The 17,148-nt window shown below is 58.2% G+C and carries 16 protein-coding genes and 1 pseudogene; 8 read left to right on the top strand and 9 right to left on the bottom strand.

What is annotated here, in order from left to right:
• The first annotated feature begins 168 nt into the window (after positions 1-168).
• Both ACUTSW_RS11860 and ACUTSW_RS11855 read left to right on the top strand, forming a co-directional pair.
• Complete coding sequence (locus ACUTSW_RS11860) at positions 169-285, top strand: YmiA family putative membrane protein (RefSeq protein ID WP_006327629.1); 117 nt, start codon at positions 169-171, stop codon at positions 283-285.
• An 11-nt stretch (positions 286-296) separates the two neighbouring features.
• Positions 297-470 (top strand): hypothetical protein, encoded by a 174-nt coding sequence (locus tag ACUTSW_RS11855; protein ID WP_169800858.1) that lies wholly within the window; start codon positions 297-299, stop codon positions 468-470.
• Here ACUTSW_RS11855 and ACUTSW_RS11850 read toward each other — a convergent pair.
• Both ACUTSW_RS11850 and ACUTSW_RS11845 read right to left on the bottom strand, forming a co-directional pair.
• Entirely contained in the window at positions 460-1,680 is a 1,221-nt protein-coding gene (locus ACUTSW_RS11850; protein ID WP_445584495.1) for a CynX/NimT family MFS transporter, read from the bottom strand. The genes ACUTSW_RS11855 and ACUTSW_RS11850 overlap by 11 nt on opposite strands.
• A 250-nt stretch (positions 1,681-1,930) precedes the next feature.
• Positions 1,931-3,667 carry an ABC transporter ATP-binding protein/permease gene (locus tag ACUTSW_RS11845; RefSeq protein WP_445584494.1) on the bottom strand — a complete coding sequence of 579 codons (1,737 nt, stop codon included), beginning with the start codon at positions 3,665-3,667 and terminating at the stop codon, positions 1,931-1,933.
• A 193-nt stretch (positions 3,668-3,860) separates the two neighbouring features.
• Here ACUTSW_RS11845 and ACUTSW_RS11840 point away from each other — a divergent pair, with 193 nt between their 5' ends.
• Positions 3,861-4,568, top strand: coding sequence for a tetratricopeptide repeat protein (locus ACUTSW_RS11840; RefSeq protein ID WP_445584493.1), 708 nt, complete (start codon positions 3,861-3,863; stop codon positions 4,566-4,568).
• A gap of 31 nt (positions 4,569-4,599) precedes the next feature.
• Here the strand turns inward: ACUTSW_RS11840 and ACUTSW_RS11835 are convergent, their stop codons facing one another.
• Both ACUTSW_RS11835 and ACUTSW_RS11830 read right to left on the bottom strand, forming a co-directional pair.
• Positions 4,600-5,250, bottom strand: coding sequence for a DsbA family protein (locus tag ACUTSW_RS11835; RefSeq protein WP_062868394.1), 651 nt, complete (start codon positions 5,248-5,250; stop codon positions 4,600-4,602).
• An 83-nt stretch (positions 5,251-5,333) separates the two neighbouring features.
• Positions 5,334-6,218 carry an MBL fold metallo-hydrolase gene (locus ACUTSW_RS11830; RefSeq protein WP_445584492.1) on the bottom strand — a complete coding sequence of 295 codons (885 nt, stop codon included), beginning with the start codon at positions 6,216-6,218 and terminating at the stop codon, positions 5,334-5,336.
• 110 nt (positions 6,219-6,328) lie between these two features.
• Between ACUTSW_RS11830 and ACUTSW_RS11825 the strand changes: the two genes are divergently transcribed.
• Positions 6,329-7,237: a LysR family transcriptional regulator gene (locus tag ACUTSW_RS11825; protein WP_004952315.1), complete on the top strand. Its 909-nt coding sequence runs from the start codon at positions 6,329-6,331 to the stop codon at positions 7,235-7,237.
• A 316-nt stretch (positions 7,238-7,553) separates the two neighbouring features.
• Positions 7,554-8,708, top strand: coding sequence for an MFS transporter (locus tag ACUTSW_RS11820; RefSeq protein WP_445584491.1), 1,155 nt, complete (start codon positions 7,554-7,556; stop codon positions 8,706-8,708).
• On the opposite strand, the gene ACUTSW_RS11815 is transcribed toward ACUTSW_RS11820, so the two are convergent.
• Positions 8,698-9,621, bottom strand: coding sequence for a LysR family transcriptional regulator (locus ACUTSW_RS11815; protein ID WP_445584490.1), 924 nt, complete (start codon positions 9,619-9,621; stop codon positions 8,698-8,700). The two genes, ACUTSW_RS11820 and ACUTSW_RS11815, sit on opposite strands and share 11 nt — an antisense overlap.
• Positions 9,622-9,757: 136 nt before the next feature.
• Here ACUTSW_RS11815 and lysA point away from each other — a divergent pair, with 136 nt between their 5' ends.
• Positions 9,758-11,020, top strand: coding sequence for a diaminopimelate decarboxylase (gene lysA, locus ACUTSW_RS11810; protein ID WP_445584489.1), 1,263 nt, complete (start codon positions 9,758-9,760; stop codon positions 11,018-11,020).
• 30 nt (positions 11,021-11,050) lie between these two features.
• On the opposite strand, the gene ACUTSW_RS11805 is transcribed toward lysA, so the two are convergent.
• The 3 genes from ACUTSW_RS11805 to ACUTSW_RS11795 all read right to left on the bottom strand — a co-directional run bounded on the left by ACUTSW_RS11805 (position 11,051) and on the right by ACUTSW_RS11795 (position 12,852).
• Positions 11,051-11,353 carry a helix-turn-helix domain-containing protein gene (locus tag ACUTSW_RS11805; protein WP_063200237.1) on the bottom strand — a complete coding sequence of 101 codons (303 nt, stop codon included), beginning with the start codon at positions 11,351-11,353 and terminating at the stop codon, positions 11,051-11,053.
• Between the two features lie 5 nt (positions 11,354-11,358).
• Positions 11,359-11,703, bottom strand: a complete 345-nt coding sequence (locus ACUTSW_RS11800) for a type II toxin-antitoxin system RelE/ParE family toxin (RefSeq protein ID WP_062868391.1) — start codon at positions 11,701-11,703, stop codon at positions 11,359-11,361.
• A 138-nt stretch (positions 11,704-11,841) separates the two neighbouring features.
• A complete protein-coding gene (locus ACUTSW_RS11795) occupies positions 11,842-12,852 on the bottom strand; it encodes a LacI family DNA-binding transcriptional regulator (RefSeq protein ID WP_197912367.1) in 1,011 nt (336 codons plus the stop codon).
• Positions 12,853-13,003: 151 nt separating this feature from the next.
• On the opposite strand from ACUTSW_RS11795, the pseudogene ACUTSW_RS11790 reads away from it, so the two are divergent.
• A pseudogene (locus ACUTSW_RS11790) lies at positions 13,004-13,459 on the top strand (GNAT family N-acetyltransferase).
• Here ACUTSW_RS11790 and galR read toward each other — a convergent pair.
• Complete coding sequence (gene galR / locus ACUTSW_RS11785; RefSeq protein ID WP_062868388.1) at positions 13,456-14,475, bottom strand: HTH-type transcriptional regulator GalR; 1,020 nt, start codon at positions 14,473-14,475, stop codon at positions 13,456-13,458. The pseudogene ACUTSW_RS11790 and the gene galR overlap by 4 nt on opposite strands.
• 220 nt (positions 14,476-14,695) lie before the next feature.
• Here galR and ACUTSW_RS11780 point away from each other — a divergent pair, with 220 nt between their 5' ends.
• Positions 14,696-16,954 carry a molybdopterin guanine dinucleotide-containing S/N-oxide reductase gene (locus ACUTSW_RS11780; protein ID WP_445584488.1) on the top strand — a complete coding sequence of 753 codons (2,259 nt, stop codon included), beginning with the start codon at positions 14,696-14,698 and terminating at the stop codon, positions 16,952-16,954.
• Positions 16,955-17,148: the final 194 nt, after the last annotated feature.

Here is a 17,148-nt window from a genome sequence, read left to right as displayed (position 1 = left end):
TTATTAGTCTGTGCGAAGCGTGGAACTGTTTTCCCGTCGTGCTCGTCGTTCAGAGTAGGTTGCCAGCATGTTTTATTTAAATGTCCATAGTGCAAGGCTACTTTATTGATTGTTTAAACGTATCAATAATGCAGTGTCAATCAATTTAATCTATTGGTGAGGCGCAGAGTGATAAGCAAGGATGGAGTAGACATCAAACGTAAGGCTTGGCTGTGCGTGTTTATCGGCTGTGGGGTATTTTGGTTGGGTGTTGCCGCCGCGATTTATGGGTTGCTGATGATTTAGGAAACATGTCGATGGACAAAAAACGCGTTAAAAACGGCAAGAGCGCCAAAGAGCGCAGTCTTGCCAGGATACCGCCTCGCTGGCAGTTGAACGCTGCACAGCGCGATTTTATTGACGATCTCTGGCAGGCGGACGCCCCGGATCCTGCACCGGCGCTACCCACCCGTCACGACGTTAGCGGATGATGCGATTACGCCCGGCGAGAACGCCAAACAGCATTTGCAGCAGGGTCAGGCCCAGCAGGATACTCAGCGGCAATTGCCAACCCTGGGTCAGGTCGTGCAACAGGCCGAACAACGTTGGGCCCAGCGCCGCCAGTAAATAGCCTACCGATTGCGCCATGCCCGACAACTGCGTGGCCTGGTGCTGATGCCCGCTGCGCAAGCCAAAGAATGACAGCGCCAGCACCAAAGAACTTCCCGCCCCCAATCCGGCAAAAATCAGCCATATCAGCGAGTGTTCTGGCAGCAACATCAGGCCGGTGACGCCAATAAAAATCAGCGATGAAGCACACAACGCGATAGCACGCTGATCGCGCGCGCGCGGCAGAATAAATACCATGGCAAAGTTAGCGGCGATCGCCACCACCTGGTAGATAAACAGTTCGAAACCGGCCTGTTGCGGCGAGGTGCCGTGGCTGGCGGCAAAGGCGCTGAACCAACCGATAATGGTATAGAAGGTGATGGACTGTAAGCCCATAAACAGCGCTACCTGCCACCCGAGCGCGCTGCCCCATGGCGAGCGGGACGGCGTCAATGGGGCCTGTCGCGCGTCACCGGCCGTTACGGTCGGTGGGCGGCGCAACTGCGGCAACCAGACAAGCAACGCCAACAGGGCCGGCAGGCTCCAGCAAAGCAGGGAGAAACGCCAGCCGAGGTTCTTCAGTTCCGCCAGCGGCACTGCCAGGCCGGAGGCGGTAGCGGCGGCCAGCGACATTACCGCCGCATAGCCGGCAATCATGGCGGCGGCTCGGCTGGGGAAGTCGCGTTTGACCAGCGTTGGCAACACCACGTTGGCAAACGCGATGGCGGCGCCGATCACTATGCTGCCTATCCACAGCATGCCCGCTTGCGGCAGAGAGCGCAGAACGATGCCTGTCGTAAGCAGCAGCAGCGCCATGCCCAGCGTGCGTTCGATGCCCATGCGTTTGGCCAAGCCCGGCGTCACCGGCGAGAGCACGGCAAACAGTATCAACGGCAGTGAGTTAAGCAAGCCGGCGGAAGTGGCGGACAACATTAGCTGTCGTTGGATCTGTTCCAGTAACGGGCCAACGCTGGTCAGCGCGGCGCGCAGATTGGCGGCGATCAACATGATACCGGCCACCAGCAATAACGGATGGCGTAAACGGCTGCGTTTTATGGCGGCAGATTTTGGGGATAAAGCAGGGTATGACATGAATTCCTCGCACCAGCATGCAGCCAATCAATGCTGCAAGACATGATGCGTTGATTGACGTTAACGCTTACGTACCGACAGGGGGCCGATATCTGTGCGCAAGTTTAGGGAAGAACTCGGGGACTGACAAGGGGGCATCTAACCGACGCCGATGGGATCTGGCGTCTATTGCGGGAGGAGTGGGTGTACTTAAGCGCGATTCGGTGGCCCGATGAACGATAAGATGGTTCATTGGGCCACTGTCGCTCCGTTAGCCGGCGACGGGCAGCGGGCCAAGCGCCATGCGCGCCGGTTCGTTTTGTTCGGGGCGGCTAAAGCGCCAGCAACTCTGGTGGTATTTTGCCACGCTGTTGCGGTGCGCCACGCTCACCAGCGTCACCTGCGGCAGCTCATCGACCAGCAGGCAATACATCAGTTGCTCGGTTTCGTCGTCCAGCGCGCTGGTGGCCTCGTCGAGGAACAGAATATCCGGACGGGTCAAAATGGCCCGGGCAAAGGCCAACCGCTGCTGCTCACCCGGCGACAGACGTTGGCTCCAGTTGGCACTGGTGTCCAGCCAGCGCTGCAAATGTTTCAGACGGCAATTTTCCAGTACTTTCAGCAGTTGCTCATCGCTGTATTCGGCGGCGAGGTGGGGGTAACTGAGGGCTTCTCGCAATGTGCCTATCGGAATGTAGCTGCGTTGCGGCAGGAATAATGCGCGGCTGGCGGCATCGAGCCCAATGGTGCCGGAGCCGTACGGCCAGATACCGGCGATGGCGCGCAATAGCGTTGACTTGCCGCAGCCCGACGGGCCGACGATCAGCACGCGTTCGCCGCGCTTCAGCGTCATGGAGCTTGTATCCAGCAAATTCTGGCCGTCCGGCAGTTGCAGGCTGAGACTATCAAGCACCAACGGCTGGGCACTCTCCGGCCGCAGCTGAATGCCGCGTTGCTGATGGTGAACCTGATCCACTGCGGCATTAAAGCCGGCCAGACGGTTCACGCAGGCTTTCCAGGTAGCCAGATCGCTGAAGGCGTCGATAAACCACGACAGCGCCCCCTGCACCTCGCCAAAAGCGGAGGCGATCTGCATCATGCCGCCCATCTGGATGGCGCCGGAAAAATAGCGTGGCGCCGCCACCAGCAGAGGGAAAACAATGGCGAACTGGCTGTAAAAGTTGGAGGCAATGTTGAGCCGCCGGGTGATGCGCATGATCGACCACCAGTTGGTGCGAATAGTCTCAAAGCGGTCGCCCAACTGTTGCGCCTCGCGGGGTTCGCCGTGATACAGCGCGATGGCATCGTTGTTTTCGCGGATGCGGATCAGGCCGAAACGGAAGTTCGCCTCATAGCGCTCCTGGTTAAAACCTAGCTGGACCAGCGGCTTGCCGACCCACCAGACCAGCAGGGAACCCAGCCCGGCGTACAACAGAGCGAACCACACCATATAACCGGGAACGGTGAAGGTGTGTTGGCTAATCATAAAGGTCATTGGCCCGCTGACGTGCCACAGAATGGCGACAAAGGAAAATAGCGTCACCAGGCTGGAGAGCAGCCCAAGCGAAAGCGATAGCGTGTACTGGGTCAGGATGTTGAGATCCTCTGCGATACGCTGGTCCGGGTTATCGACGAGTTGCTGTTGCTCGGTATGATAATAGGCCTGATGCGCCAGCCATTTACCCATGAATTTTTCCGTCATCCAGCGCCGCCAGCGCATTTGCAGGCCCTGCGTCAGGTAGATTTTATACACCGCCAGCACGATGAAGATCAGCGCCAGATAGGTGAAACGCCACAGCTGCGTCTTGAACACCGGGTAGTTTTTGTTTTGCAGCGCGTCGTAGAACACCTGGTTCCACTGGTTGATCTGCACGCTGATATACACCAGCCCGAGCGACAGGGCGACGATGGCGATCAGCATCGACCAGGCTCGCCATTTCTCTTCCGAAACCCAAAAAGGTTTAATCAACTGCCAGACGGCATGTTTTTGCGTGGGAGGGCTGTTCATAGGGTTCTCGGCTTTTTTACGTTCCGATCAGCATGAGCCGCCGCCTGGTAACAAACAAACCGTGACATGTAAGCAGTTTTAACGCGGCTAACCGTTTGAAATATTGCGGGTGAATCCTTAGAGGTGAAGCCGGGGGGCATGAGGGTTATACTGGCGCCGAATTACCGGTTACTCACTCTGGAAAGGATAAGGCATGAAGGCGTTGGTTCCCCTGCTGTTGACCTATGGTGCGCTCGCCAGCGGCCAGGTGATGGCACATATTGATGAGCCGGATATTGATGCCGATTGCCAGAAAGTGGCGGGCTACGCCGTACTGGGGAAAAGCGCTTATCAGCGGGGCGATTATGGCCGGGCGGCCGATGTTTTCCGTGATCAGGCCGCCTGGAGCGAGTTTTGCGGCCTGAACGATCAGGCAATTGCCACCGCCTATAACAATGTGGCGCTGGCGCTGATGCACGCCGGTGAATTGCTCAAGGCGCGCGCTTATCTGGAGTTGGCGCCGAAGGATGCAAAATCTCAGCATAACCTGAAACTGCTGCAGCAACGTCTGGCAAAGCAGCCGCCGACGAGCGGGCCGGGTGGCGTCTATTGGCAGTACGCCGGGCGCGGCGTATGGAGCGAAGTAGAGGTCAAGCCGCAGGGCGAACGCTGGCTGATTAATTATTCCGGCTATTATATGCCGCAAATGGGGTTGTATTACGGACCGAATATGGGCGAGTTCGCCAAGGTATTGCCGATTGAACGGGGCAAGGCGGTGTACCGTCAGCGGGAGCCGCAGGACGGGATGGCCTGTGATGTGGTGATGCAATTTACGGCGGATGCGGTGGATATGAGTACCAGGGGCGACTGCGGATTTGGTTTTAACGTGCAGGCGCAGGGGACTTTCGTCCGGGTCGAATAATCGGCTGCGGAGCTCGCAGCCGAAGCCGGTATTAAGCCCAGTTCACCGCGCTGTTCAACAACGCTTTCCAGGCATCAACGTTGCCCAAATAGTTGCCTGCCGGGATCTGGCGTAGCTGGCCTTCGCTGTCTTGCAGCGCAAAGGTCGGGAATCCCTGGCCCTGGACTTTGGCAAGAAACGCGCGGCTTTCCGCAATGTGTTGTGCGGTCGGCGCGCCGGCGTTAAAGCGCATCTCGGCAATGAACGGAGCCGAGGGCAGGCCCAGCTCTTTCGCCAGGGCTTCCAGCACCGGGGTATCGGCGATGCGTCGGCCTTCCTGATAATGCGCTATCTGAATGCGGTGCAACATATCCACCCCGTGTCCCCCCAGCGCTTCCGCCGCCAGAATCGCAGTAATCGGCGGCTCGGAGTCCATCACTGCCGTGGTATCACGCAGCAATCCATTGAAATAGGCTTCACCGAAGGTCTGGCCGGTCAGCTCCGCAATGCGCTTGTCATGCGGAATCACATAGTTACGCCATTCGTCCGTGATCTGGCGGCGATTATTGCCGGTCATCATGCCACCGGCGTGCAGGGCGACAGTCAGCCCTGGAATGCTCTTGGCCGCCTTCACCAGTGGCGCTGCGCCATAGCACCAGCCGCAAAGCGGATCGAAAACGTAATGCAGAGTTGTACCGGTCATCTTTATTCCTCGTGATGTTCTGCGGCTTCGCGCCGCAGAACATTGAGCCTGTCAAAGGCAATGTCGTTTGATTGGCGACGCGCTTATTGCGGCCACTTCATCTCGCCTTTCAGCACCTTGGCGCTCAGTTCCAGGCTAGATTCATCTTTCAGGTTCGGGTAATGCTTTTTCATTGCCGCAATCAGCGCCGCAGAATCTTTGGCCTTCGGCAGCTCAGCTTCCAGCGTGGTCAGGTAATTCTGGGTGAAGGTCACGGATTCCAGAGTCTGCGGTGCTCCCGGCAGGAAGTGGCCAGGGACGACGACTTTCGGTTTCAGCGCCTTGATGCCTTCCAGCGTTTGCTGCCAGTGAGCGCGGGATTCCACGGTCTGGTTATCGGCGATCCACGGGTGGATATTGTCACCGGCTACCGGTACGCCGCCCACTACCGCTTTCAGTTCAGGGATCCACACGTAGGTGCGTTCCGGCGTTGGGCCGGTCAGGCCTTTCACTTCCACTTTCTGGCCGTCGATAGTGAAGCTGTCACCCTGCAATGCCTGCGGAACCACTACCGCTTTAGGTGCGTTGTCTTTCAGGATCGGGCCCCAGTAAGCCATTTTGCCGTCTTTGGTGGCATTGATTTCTTTGATCGTACCCGGTGACGCGATGATTTTTGCCTGCGGGAACGCAGCTTTGATCACGTCCAAACCAAAGTAGAAATCCGGATCGGAATGGCTGATGTAGACGGTGGTCAGCTTCTTGCCGGTCGCTTTGATCTTTTTCACCAGTTCTTCGGCATCGTTGCGTTGGAACTGGGCGTCGATCAGCGCCACTTCATGTTTACCGCTGATGATTTCCGAAGAAACCGGGAACACGCTTTTCTCACCCGGGTTGTACACTTCCATGGTCAGGGAGTCAGCCGCGGTGGCGTAGGTGCTTACTGTGGCGATGCCGGCGAAAGCCAGGGTCAATAATGATTTCTTAAACATGGGCAGAGGTCCTTTTGGGTATCAGTTGTTGTTGTACAGATGTTAGGTTGCATAAAGCGTTAGAAAAACCGGATAATGAGCAATTATTCATTGCGTAAATCGGACGAATCATGGATCGCATTACCGCAGCAGAGGTTTTTATCACCATCGTTGATCGCGGAAGTATGATTGCCGCTGCGGAAACGCTGGAAATGTCGCGAGCGATGGTGACGCGCTATCTGGCGCAGATGGAGCAATGGGCCGGCGCGCGTTTACTGCACCGCACTACCCGTAAGCTTAGTCTGACTGACGCCGGAGAGCGTACTCTCGAACGTTGCCGGCAGATGCTGGCGCTGGCGGGTGAGATTGATTTGGTCGAAGGCGAGCAAAGCGATGAATTGCGCGGTCTGCTGCGCATCACCTGTTCACAGTCGCTGGGCCAGACAGCGCTGGTGGGTGCGGTGGCCCAATACCTCAAACGCCATCCGCAGGTGGCGGTGGATTTGCAAATGAATAATCGGGCGGTGAATCTGGTGGAGGAGCGCATCGATCTGGCGCTGCGCATCACCAATGAGTTGGACCCTAATCTGATCGCCCGACCTCTTTCCTCTTGCGCTTCGGTGGTGTGCGCTTCCCCGGCTTATCTGGCAGCGCACGGCACGCCGCGCCATCCGCAGGACTTGGCGCTGCATAACTGCCTGACTTATTCCTACTTCGGTAAAAGCCTGTGGCATTTTGATTCTCAGGGCGTGAAATCGGCGGTGGCGGTCAGCGGCAACCTCAGCGCCAACGAATCGGTGGTGCTGATGGCGGGGACGGTGCAGGGCGCCGGCATTTCCATGCAGCCTTATTATTCGGCGGCGCCATTGCTGGCAAGCGGTGAACTGATAGAACTGATGCCGGATTATCGGCCGCAGTCGATGGGGATTTACGGTATTTATACCTCGCGTCGCCAAATGCCGGCCACCTTGCGAACCATGCTGGATTTTCTGGTGGAGTGGTTTGCCAATGATCCCGCCTGGCGGGCGACGCTGCGTTGATGTCGTTAACATGGTTGCAACATTTTCACACATTTTTCATCGTCAGCGCATTCAAGCGTTTAGCGGGCGGATGGGGGCTTTTTGTGCTCAAGGGTAGCGTTGCCACTGGTTTTTTCGCTGGTCGCCGTGCTATTTCTGTAGCATGTAAAGAGTGAATAAGGCTTAATAATTATAGGGTTAAGAAAATAACCCACAGATTGAACAACATCTCTGACCCTTTTTCGCGGGCAGTCTGTCAGGCTGTCCGGCAATTCCGCGAGTTTTTACCGGCCCCGTGCGCCTGATGCCGGGGCTTTGTCGACTGGGAGCGTTACACATGCCTGTTTCTCTGCTTGCACTGGCGTTAAGTGCATTTGCCATTGGCACCACCGAGTTCGTGATTATGGGGCTGCTGCCTGAGGTGGCGGGGGATCTTCAGGTCTCAATCCCTTCAGCCGGCTGGCTGATCAGCGGCTATGCCCTCGGCGTGGCGATAGGTGCGCCGATCATGGCGCTGCTGACGGCGAAGCTGCCGCGCAAGAATACGCTGCTGTTGCTGATGGTGATTTTTATCTTCGGCAATATCATGTGCGCGCTGGGTTACAGCTACGATTTCCTGATGCTGGCGCGCATTGTCACCGCGTTGTGCCACGGTGCGTTCTTCGGCATCGGCGCGGTGGTGGCCGCCAATCTGGTACCGCCGAATCGCCGGGCTTCTGCGGTGGCGTTGATGTTCACCGGCCTGACGTTGGCCAACGTGCTGGGGGTGCCGCTCGGCACCGCGCTGGGGCAGGCATTGGGCTGGCGTTCCACCTTCTGGGCGGTGGCGGTCATCGGCGTGCTGTCCCTGCTGGCGTTGTACAGCAAGTTGCCGGCGGTGGAGGATGAAGCGCCAACCGCTCTGAAAAAAGAGCTGGCGGCCCTGCGCGGCGGCGGTATCTGGCTTTCGCTGCTGATGACGGTAGCCTTTGCTGCGTCGATGTTTGCGCTGTTTACCTATATCGCACCGTTACTGACTGAGGTGACCGGCATTTCGTCGCACGGCGTGAGTTGGACGCTGTTGCTGATGGGAGTCGGCCTGACGTTGGGTAACATCGTCGGCGGCCGTTTGGCAGACTGGCGTTTGCCGGTTACGCTGACCTGCACGTTTCTGGTGATTGCCTTCTTTGCCGCGCTGTTCAGTTGGACCAGCCATTCCATGGTGCCGGCGGAAATGACCCTGTTCCTGTGGGCGGCTGCTGCGTTTGCCGCGGTACCGGCGCTGCAGATCAACGTCGTGACCTACGGTAAAAAAGCACCGAACCTGGTTTCCACGCTGAACATCGCCGCGTTTAACGTGGGCAATGCCATTGGTGCCTGGGTCGGCGGCGTGGTGATTGCACAGGGGCTGGGGTTGACCAGCGTGCCGCTGGCTGCCGCGGCGATTGCGCTGCTGGGGTTGGTGCTGTGTCTGGTGACTTTCAGCCGGGCCAAACGGCCGGCTAGCGCTTAATCACTGCGGCCAGGCGGGCGGGAAGGTTCTCTGCCTGCTGCTGCAAATGCTGAATGAAGGCCGTGACCAGCGCCGAGGAAGGGCGGTGCAGCGGCCGGATCAGGCTGACGGTAAAAGGCACTTCAGCGCTGAACGGCCGTACGTGTACGCCGCTGTTGGCGTAATCGAGCGCCGTCAGCGGATTGACTATCGACAACCCTACGCCTTCTTTCACCATGGCGCACACCGATGCTGCGCTGTGGGTTTCCATGACCAGACGGCGCTTAACGCCTTCCTCATTAAACAGCGAGTCGAGCAACTGACGGTAGCTGTCGGTGCTCGACAGGCTGATAAAGTTTTGTCCGTCGAAGTCTTGTGGTGTCAGCACCGTTTTCGCCAACAGCGGATGCCCGGCCGGCAGCACGCACACCTCGTTCAGCGTCATCAACGTCATCCGCTCTGTGCCCGCCGGGGTCAGGGTGTTTTCCGTCAGACCCAGATCGTGGCGCTGCGCCGACAGCCACTCTTCCAACAACGGTGACTCCTGCGGTATCACGCTGAAACTGACTTCCGGGTAGCGATCGATAAAGGGTTTGCACACCACCGGCAGCAGCGACTGCGAGAATACCGGCAGGCAGGCAATGGAAAGCTGTGCCTGCTGGAACTGGCGGATACCTGCAGCGGCGTTGACGATGCGCTCCAGGCCGTAATAGGAGCGCTGCACTTCTTCGAACAGCCGCAGGCCCTGCACCGTCGGGTATAAACGTCCGCGCAGCCGATCGAACAGCTGTAGCTGGATCAGCTTCTCGAAGCGGGCAAGTTCTCGGCTGACGGTGGGCTGTGAGGTTTGCAACAGCGCTGCCGCCTCGGTCAGATTGCCGGTGGTCATCACCGCATGGAAAATTTCAATCTGGCGCAGGGTAATCGCGTGCATCGGCACACTCCATGAACGGGCAAGCTCATATCATAAATGAATAGACTTCGGCTAAATAGATATTTTCCACACAAGAAAGAGTGCGGCACTATTGGCGACATTACTTCAGCCATATTTTTGATCCGGGAATATCACTATGCCACGCGCTTTGCACGACACGACGACCGCCCTCAATGCCGCTAACCTGCTGGCCTTGCCTCAGCGTTTTGGCTGCCCGGTATGGGCCTATGACGCAGCTATCATCAGTGAGCGCATCAGCCAGTTGCGCCATTTTGACGTGATCCGCTTTGCCCAAAAAGCCTGCTCGAATATTCATATTCTGCGCCTGATGCGCGAACAGGGCGTCAAGGTGGACTCTGTCTCGCTGGGCGAGATTGAGCGTGCGCTGCAGGCCGGTTTTCAGCCGGGCGGTGAGCCAAGCGACATCGTGTTTACCGCCGACGTGCTGGACCACGCGACGTTGGCGCGCGTCAGCGAGTTGAAAATCCCGGTGAACGTCGGCTCGATCGATATGCTGGATCAACTGGGCCAGGTTTCCGTTGGCCACCCGGTGTGGTTGCGTATCAACCCGGGTTTTGGTCACGGCCATAGCCAGAAAACCAATACCGGCGGCGAGAACAGCAAGCATGGGATTTGGTATGCCGATTTGCCGCAGGCGGTGGAAAAAATTCAGCAATACGGCCTGAAGCTGATCGGTGTGCATATGCATATCGGTTCGGGCGTGGATTACCAGCATCTGGAGCGAGTGTGTGACGCCATGGTGCAGCAGGTGATCGATCTGGGTCATGATATCAGCGCGATTTCTGCCGGCGGCGGGCTGTCGATCCCCTATCAATACGGCGAAGAGGCGATTGATACTGAACACTATTTTGGCCTGTGGAACAACGCGCGCGAGCGCATTGCCGCCCATTTGGGCCACCCGGTGAGCCTGGAGATCGAGCCCGGTCGCTTCCTGATGGCGGAAGCCGGGGTGTTGGTCGCCGAAGTGCGTGCGGTGAAAGACATGGGCAGCCGCCACTTTGTGCTGGTGGATGCAGGCTTTAACGATTTAATGCGTCCGGCGATGTATGGCAGCTATCACCATATTTCTCTGCTGCCGGCCGATGGCCGCAATACCGAGCATCAGCCGCTGCGCGACACCGTGATTGCCGGGCCATTGTGCGAATCCGGCGACGTGTTCACCCAACAGGCCGGTGGCGGCATCGAAACCCGCGAATTGCCGCCGGTGCAGGTAGGCGATTATCTGGTATTCCATGATACCGGTGCCTATGGCGCTTCGATGTCTTCAAACTACAACAGCCGTCCGCTGCTGCCGGAAGTGTTGTTCGAGAAGGGTGAACCACGGCTGATCCGCCGCCGGCAAACCATAGAAGAGTTGATTGCGCTGGAACTCATCTGATACCGACGGGCGCAGCGCGCTGCGCCCGCCTTAGAGTGTCATCCGCCGATGCTGGCCGTTGGGCAGCTCAACCTCTAACGAAAGCGTGCCGCCCATGGCTTCAATGTAGCGTTTCAGTGAAGAGAGTTTGATTTCGCTACCGCGCTTTTCCAGATTAGCGACCGACGGCTGGCTGATGCCAAGCCGTTTCGCCAGTTCTACCTGAGATACCGCAAGTTCTTCCCGCAGCATCGCCAGCCGCAATTCAAAAATTTCTTTCTCCGCCTTTTGCCGGGCTGCCGCAACGACGGTGGGATCGAGTTTATCGATCAAATTTGATAAAGGCTTGGCCATATGCGTTACCTCTGGGTTGCCAGATAATGTGAAAACTCCATGGCGGCGATGGGCAACAGGCGCTGGTAAAAGCGTTTATCGCCTGTTTTATCACCACCGCATAGCAATACCGCTTGCCGTTGCGGATCAAAGGCGAAAAACACCCGAAACGGGCGGCCGCGGTGCTGAATGCGCAGCTCTTTAAGATGCTTTATTGAGCCGGAAAAATGCAAAGTGTCGGCATGCGGACGAGCCAACAGCGGGCCGAATTCCTGCAATTTGAATATTCCTGCCAACAGGCTTTTTTGTTCATCGCCGTTCAGTGATAAAAACCAATCGTCGAATCGTTCGACGGTTACTACTTGCCACATACCACGCTCCGAATATAGCTTTTATGCTATATAGTGTAAAGGTTATTGTAGTGACAATATGCGGACTGGTGGGGGATGGGAAATCGCAGAAAAATAAATGCGGCGCAGTGCGCAATCAGCGTTTTTCGCCCAAGAATCTCAACCGGCGTAGGGGCCTGGAGCCACGGAGTCGCGCAGCCGAAGTTCGCCGGTGAACGGGGAAAGCGGGGAGAGGTTTTCGCCATTGATCAGGCGGAAAGCCTGGCTGATAGCCGCTTCGATCATCACGTCTATCGGCAGGTAAACGGTGGATAGCGCGGGTTGCAAATAGGCGGCGCTGGGTTCGTCGTCAAAGCCGAATAACGAGACGTCCTGCGGCAGGCGCTTGCCCGCTTCGTGCAACGCTTTCATCGCACCGACGGCCATATCGTCGTTGCAGGCGAATAGGGCACTGAAGCCGGTATCGCCGGCCAGCAGGCTGCGGCTGCCCTGATAACCGCTTTGCACGCTGCTGTCGCCATAGGCCACGCGGGCATCGTCGAAGGCAATCTTGTGATGTTCAAGCGCTTGTTGATAACCCGCCAGCCGCGCCTGGGCTGTGGGGGTGGCGATAGGACCGGTGATGCAGGCAATCTCGCGGTGCCCCTGCCGAATCAGATAATCGACCGCATGGAAGGCGGCCTGCTGCTGTTCGAAGAAAACACAGCGCGCACGCGCCTGCGGCAGATCGCGATTGATCACCATGATCGGTACCGGCAGGCTGTCCAGCAAGGCCATTAACGCCGATTCGGACATGAAACGGGTATAAAGAATGATCGCGTCGCAGCGGCGATCGGCCAACAACTGCACCGCCTGCAGTTCATCTTCCGGCGTATCGTGGCCATCGGTGACTATCAGGTGCTTGCCGCTGGCCTCGATAAGTTTGGCGGCCTGGCGCAGCAGACGCCCGAAATAAGGGCCGTCGAAGTTGGAGACCACCAGCCCAATGCTGTTGGAGCTTTTGTTCGCCAGCGACTGGGCGAGGAAGTTCGGGCGGTAACCCAGTTCGTCCATCGCCTTGAATACCGCGTCGCGGGTGCTTTTTTTCACCTGGCCGGTGCCATTCAGCACGCGTGAAACCGTGGCTTTAGATACCCCAGCGCGAAGGGAAACATCCAACATGGTGATCATCAGTGGCTAACCCCTTTTCAACATCCGCTGCGGCAAATAACGCTCAGTCTAGCATAGGGTTAGCGCTTGGCTGCCTGGCTTTTTGCCATCGGGTTTACGCGGTGGCGGAACGGCACTAGACTGCGATCGGGCAACGGGAGGAAGCGGAAATATGGTTAACATTGTGCCTCTGACGGATTATCCGCAGCACCTGCAACAGGTGGTCGACTGGCAATGGCGGGCGTTCGGCAACGAAAACAGCCGGGCATTTTTCGCCAGTGTGGTAGAAAGCGGCCTGCGAGGAGCGGATTTGCCGATCACCTTTATCGCGTTGCAGGGGGAGACGCTGGTGGGCACCGTCGGTCTGTGGCGCTGTGACCTGATCAGCCGCCAGGATCTGACCCCTTAGCTGGCGGCGCTGTACGTGGATGAAAGCCAGCGCGGCAGCGGTCTTGGCCTGAGGTTGCAACAACACGTGCAGGACTACAGCCGGCGAGCGGGCTTCAGCGAACTTTATCTGTACAGCGATTTCAGCGGTTATTACGAATGCCACGGCTGGCATTATATTGGCGACGCGCTGGATTACCCTGACCGCCCGGTGCGGCTGTACCACCGGGCACTGGTTTAATTCTGCTCGTAAACGTTATTGATGCTGGCGACCGAATGGCGCCGTACCAGCGTCGGGCTGAACATGTTGGTGATCTCCGGCAGCGGCTGGTTGTTGGCCAGCGCCAGCGCCAGTTCGGCAGCCTGAGTCGCCATCGCCACCACCGGATAGCGAATGGTCGTCAGGCGTGGCCGCAGGTAGCGTGAAATCAGCACGTCATCAAAACCGATCAATGACATTTGGGCCGGTACGTCCACACTGTTGTCGCTCAACACCGAGAGCGCACCGGCGGCCATTGAGTCGTTATAACAGGTCACTGCGGTGAAGTGTTTGCCGCGCCCGAGCAACTCGGTCATCGCCTGTTCACCGCCAATTTCGTCCGGCTCACCGTAGGCAATCAGTTTTTCATCCACCGCAATGCCATGCTCCTGTAATGCATCGAGATAGCCTTGCAAACGGTCCGCTGCGTCGGAAATCTGGTGGGTGGAGCAGACGATGGCAATGCGTTGATGCCCCTGCTGGATCAAATGGCGGGTGGCCAGCCAGGCACCATAACGGTCGTCCAGCGCCACGCAGCGTGCCTCAAAGCCCGGCAGCGTGCGGTTTATCAGCACCATGCCCGGTATCTGCTGCATCCAGCCGCTCAGTTCGTTATCGGTCAGTTTTTTGGCGTGAACCACCAGCGCGGCACAGCGGTGCCGTACCAGCTGTTCAATCGCCTGACGCTCTTTTTCAGCCTCGTGGTAACCGTTGCCAATCAGCAGGAAGTTATGGGTGGCGTAGGCCACCTGTTCCACTGCCTTGACCATGGCACCAAAGAAGGGATCGGAAACGTCGGACACGATAAGCCCAAGCGTTTCGGTCGATTGCTGCGCCAGCGCGCGGGCGTTGGCGTTAGGGTGGTACTGCAGTTGTTCCATCGCCGCCAGCACCGCGGTGCGCGAATTTTCGCTGGCTTTCGGGGAATTGTTTATCACGCGAGACACCGTGGCCACGGAAACACCCGCCAGCCTGGCAACATCCTTTATCGTAGCCATATCTGTAATACATCCTGGGTAATCGCTTACATTCCCCAGTTTTGCGGAAAAAGCCCGGGGCTGCAAGCGGTGGTGATCGCAACTTGTGGCGGCCGTTGCAGATATGAGCGATTTAATGTGCGCTTAGGCTCGCAAGGTACAGTGATAGAGCAATTTGTGCTTTGAAACCGCGCGTCGGCTGATGTTACTTTTGTGCATCTATTGATTGTCCGAGAACCTCATGTCCATTAAACGTTACCCGCAACTCGCACACTGGGGGGCGTATACCGCCGTGGTTGAAGACGGCAGGCTCATCCGCTGTGAGCCTTTCGCCGACGATCAGGATCCTTCCCCGCTGCTCGATTCCATCGCGCCAATGGTCTATTCCGACAAGCGTATCCGCAAGCCGGCAGTGAGGCGTTCCTGGCTGCAGAAGCGCGAGGGCAGCGATCGCACGCTGCGTGGCCGGGAAGATTTTGTTGAAGTGGACTGGGATCTTGCGCTTGACCTGGTTGCGGAAGAAAACCGCCGCGTGCGCGATCGCTACGGCCCTTCAGGCCTGTTTACCGGCTCTTATGGCTGGTCATCCGCCGGGCGACTGCATCATGCGCGCTCGCTGGTGCGGCGTTTTTATTTCAGCGGCGGCGGTGGCGTTGACCAACTGGGCAATTACAGCTGGGGCGCGGCGCAATTTTTCCTGCCGTACGTTATCGGCACCTTTACCCCGTTGACCGGGCGCGTGACCAGTTGGCCGAGCGTGGTCGAACACTGCGAGCTGTTTGTCGCCTTCGGCGGGCTGGCGTTGAAAAATGCCCAGATATCCTCTGGCGGCGCAGCGGAGCATACGCTCAAACCCTGGCTGCAGAAGCTGGCGCAGAAAGGCACCCCGGTGATCAACATCAGCCCGATGCGTGATGATTGCCCGGCGTTTGTGAATGCAGAATGGATCCCGATCCGCCCCAACACCGACGTGGCGCTGATGCTGGCGCTGGCGTATGAAATTCAGCGCCGGGGCGCGCAGGATGAGGCTTTCCTCTATAGCCATTGTGTGGGTTACGAGCAATTGGCGGATTATCTGCGCGGCACGGACGACGGCGTGGCGAAAACGCCGGAATGGGCCAGTGCTATCACCGGTATTCCGGCTGCACGTATCAGCCTGCTGGCGCAGCAATTGATCGGCGTACGCAGCTTTATTACCTGCTCCTATTCGGTTCAGCGCGCCCATCGCGGCGAACAGCCGTACTGGATGATGATCGCCCTGTCGGCGATGCTCGGCCAGGTCGGCCTGCCGGGCGGCGGATTCTCGTTTGGCCACGGCTCAATGAACGGCGTCGGCAACCCGCGGGTGGATACGCCGGGGCCAATGATGCCGGTGGGCACCAATCCTTGCGGGCTGGCGATCCCGGTAGCGCGCATCTGCGACATGTTGCTGCAGCCTGGCGAGCCTTACTCGTTCCGAGGGGAAACGCTGCACTACCCTGATATCCATCTCGTTCACTGGGCCGGCGGCAACCCGTTCCATCACCATCAACAGCTGAATCGGCTGGTGGAAGGGTGGCAAAAACCGGATACGGTGATTGTGCAGGATATCTGGTGGACGTCGGCGGCGAAGATGGCGGACATCGTGTTGCCGATCACTACCTCGCTGGAGCGCAACGATATCGGCGGTTCATCGCGCGATCGCTATGTGCTGGCGATGCACCAGGCGATAGCGCCGCAGCATCAGGCACGTAACGACTTTGATATTTTCGCCGATCTGGCGGAGCGGCTCGGTTACCGTGAACAATTCACCGAAAACCGCGACGAACAGGCCTGGATCGAATCTATCTATCAACAGTGCGGGCAGGCGCAGGCGGGTACCGGTATCGAATGGCCGGAGTTCGCGGATTTCTGGCGTAAAGGCTACGTAGAACTGCCGACACCGGCGAAGGAGTTTGTTTTCTTTGACGATTTCCGTGCCGATCCGCAGGCCAATCCATTGCAAACCCCAAGCGGCAAAATTGAGTTGTTCAGCGAGAAAATCGCCGGTTACCGTTATGCGGATTTTGCACCTCACCCGCAGTGGCAGCCGCCGGTTGAATGGTTGGGCGCACCGCAGGCCAAAGAGTGGCCGCTACATCTGATTTCCATCCAGCCTGGCGACCGGCTGCACAGCCAGATGGACCCGGCGCCGCTGGCGCAGGGCAATAAAACGGCGGGCCGAGAGACGTTGCATATGCACCCGGAGGATGCGGCGATACGCGGTATTGCCGAGGGCGCCGAGGTGCAGGTCAGCAATGCGCGCGGCAGTTGCCTGGCGGGCGTAGCCATCACTGATGGCGTCACCCGTGGTGTGGTGCTGATGGCCACCGGCGCCTGGTTCGACCCGGGCTTTGGCGCACAGCGCCTGGCGGTGGAGCAGTCCGGCAACCCGAACGTTTTAACGCTGGATATCGGCACCTCGCCGTTGACGCAGGGGCCGAATGCCATGAGCTGCCTGGTTGAGGTAAGCGTACGGTAAAACATTGATGCCTTCTTAAGGAGCTCGCATTGCTGCCAGGCGACGGGGGGGCATCTCCAGCCAGACTCGGGGGCGCGGCATGCTGCGCCCACGTTAATCGGGCGCGCATATCCGCCCGTTCCCCTGACAGAGTGCAGCCGACAACGCTGAAGCTTGAAAGGCGATGGGTTTACACCGCTGGTTACACTTTGCGC

It is taken from the genome of Serratia sp. TSA_198.1 (genome assembly GCF_052686505.1).
This window is presented reverse-complemented; position numbering and strand designations above follow the sequence as displayed.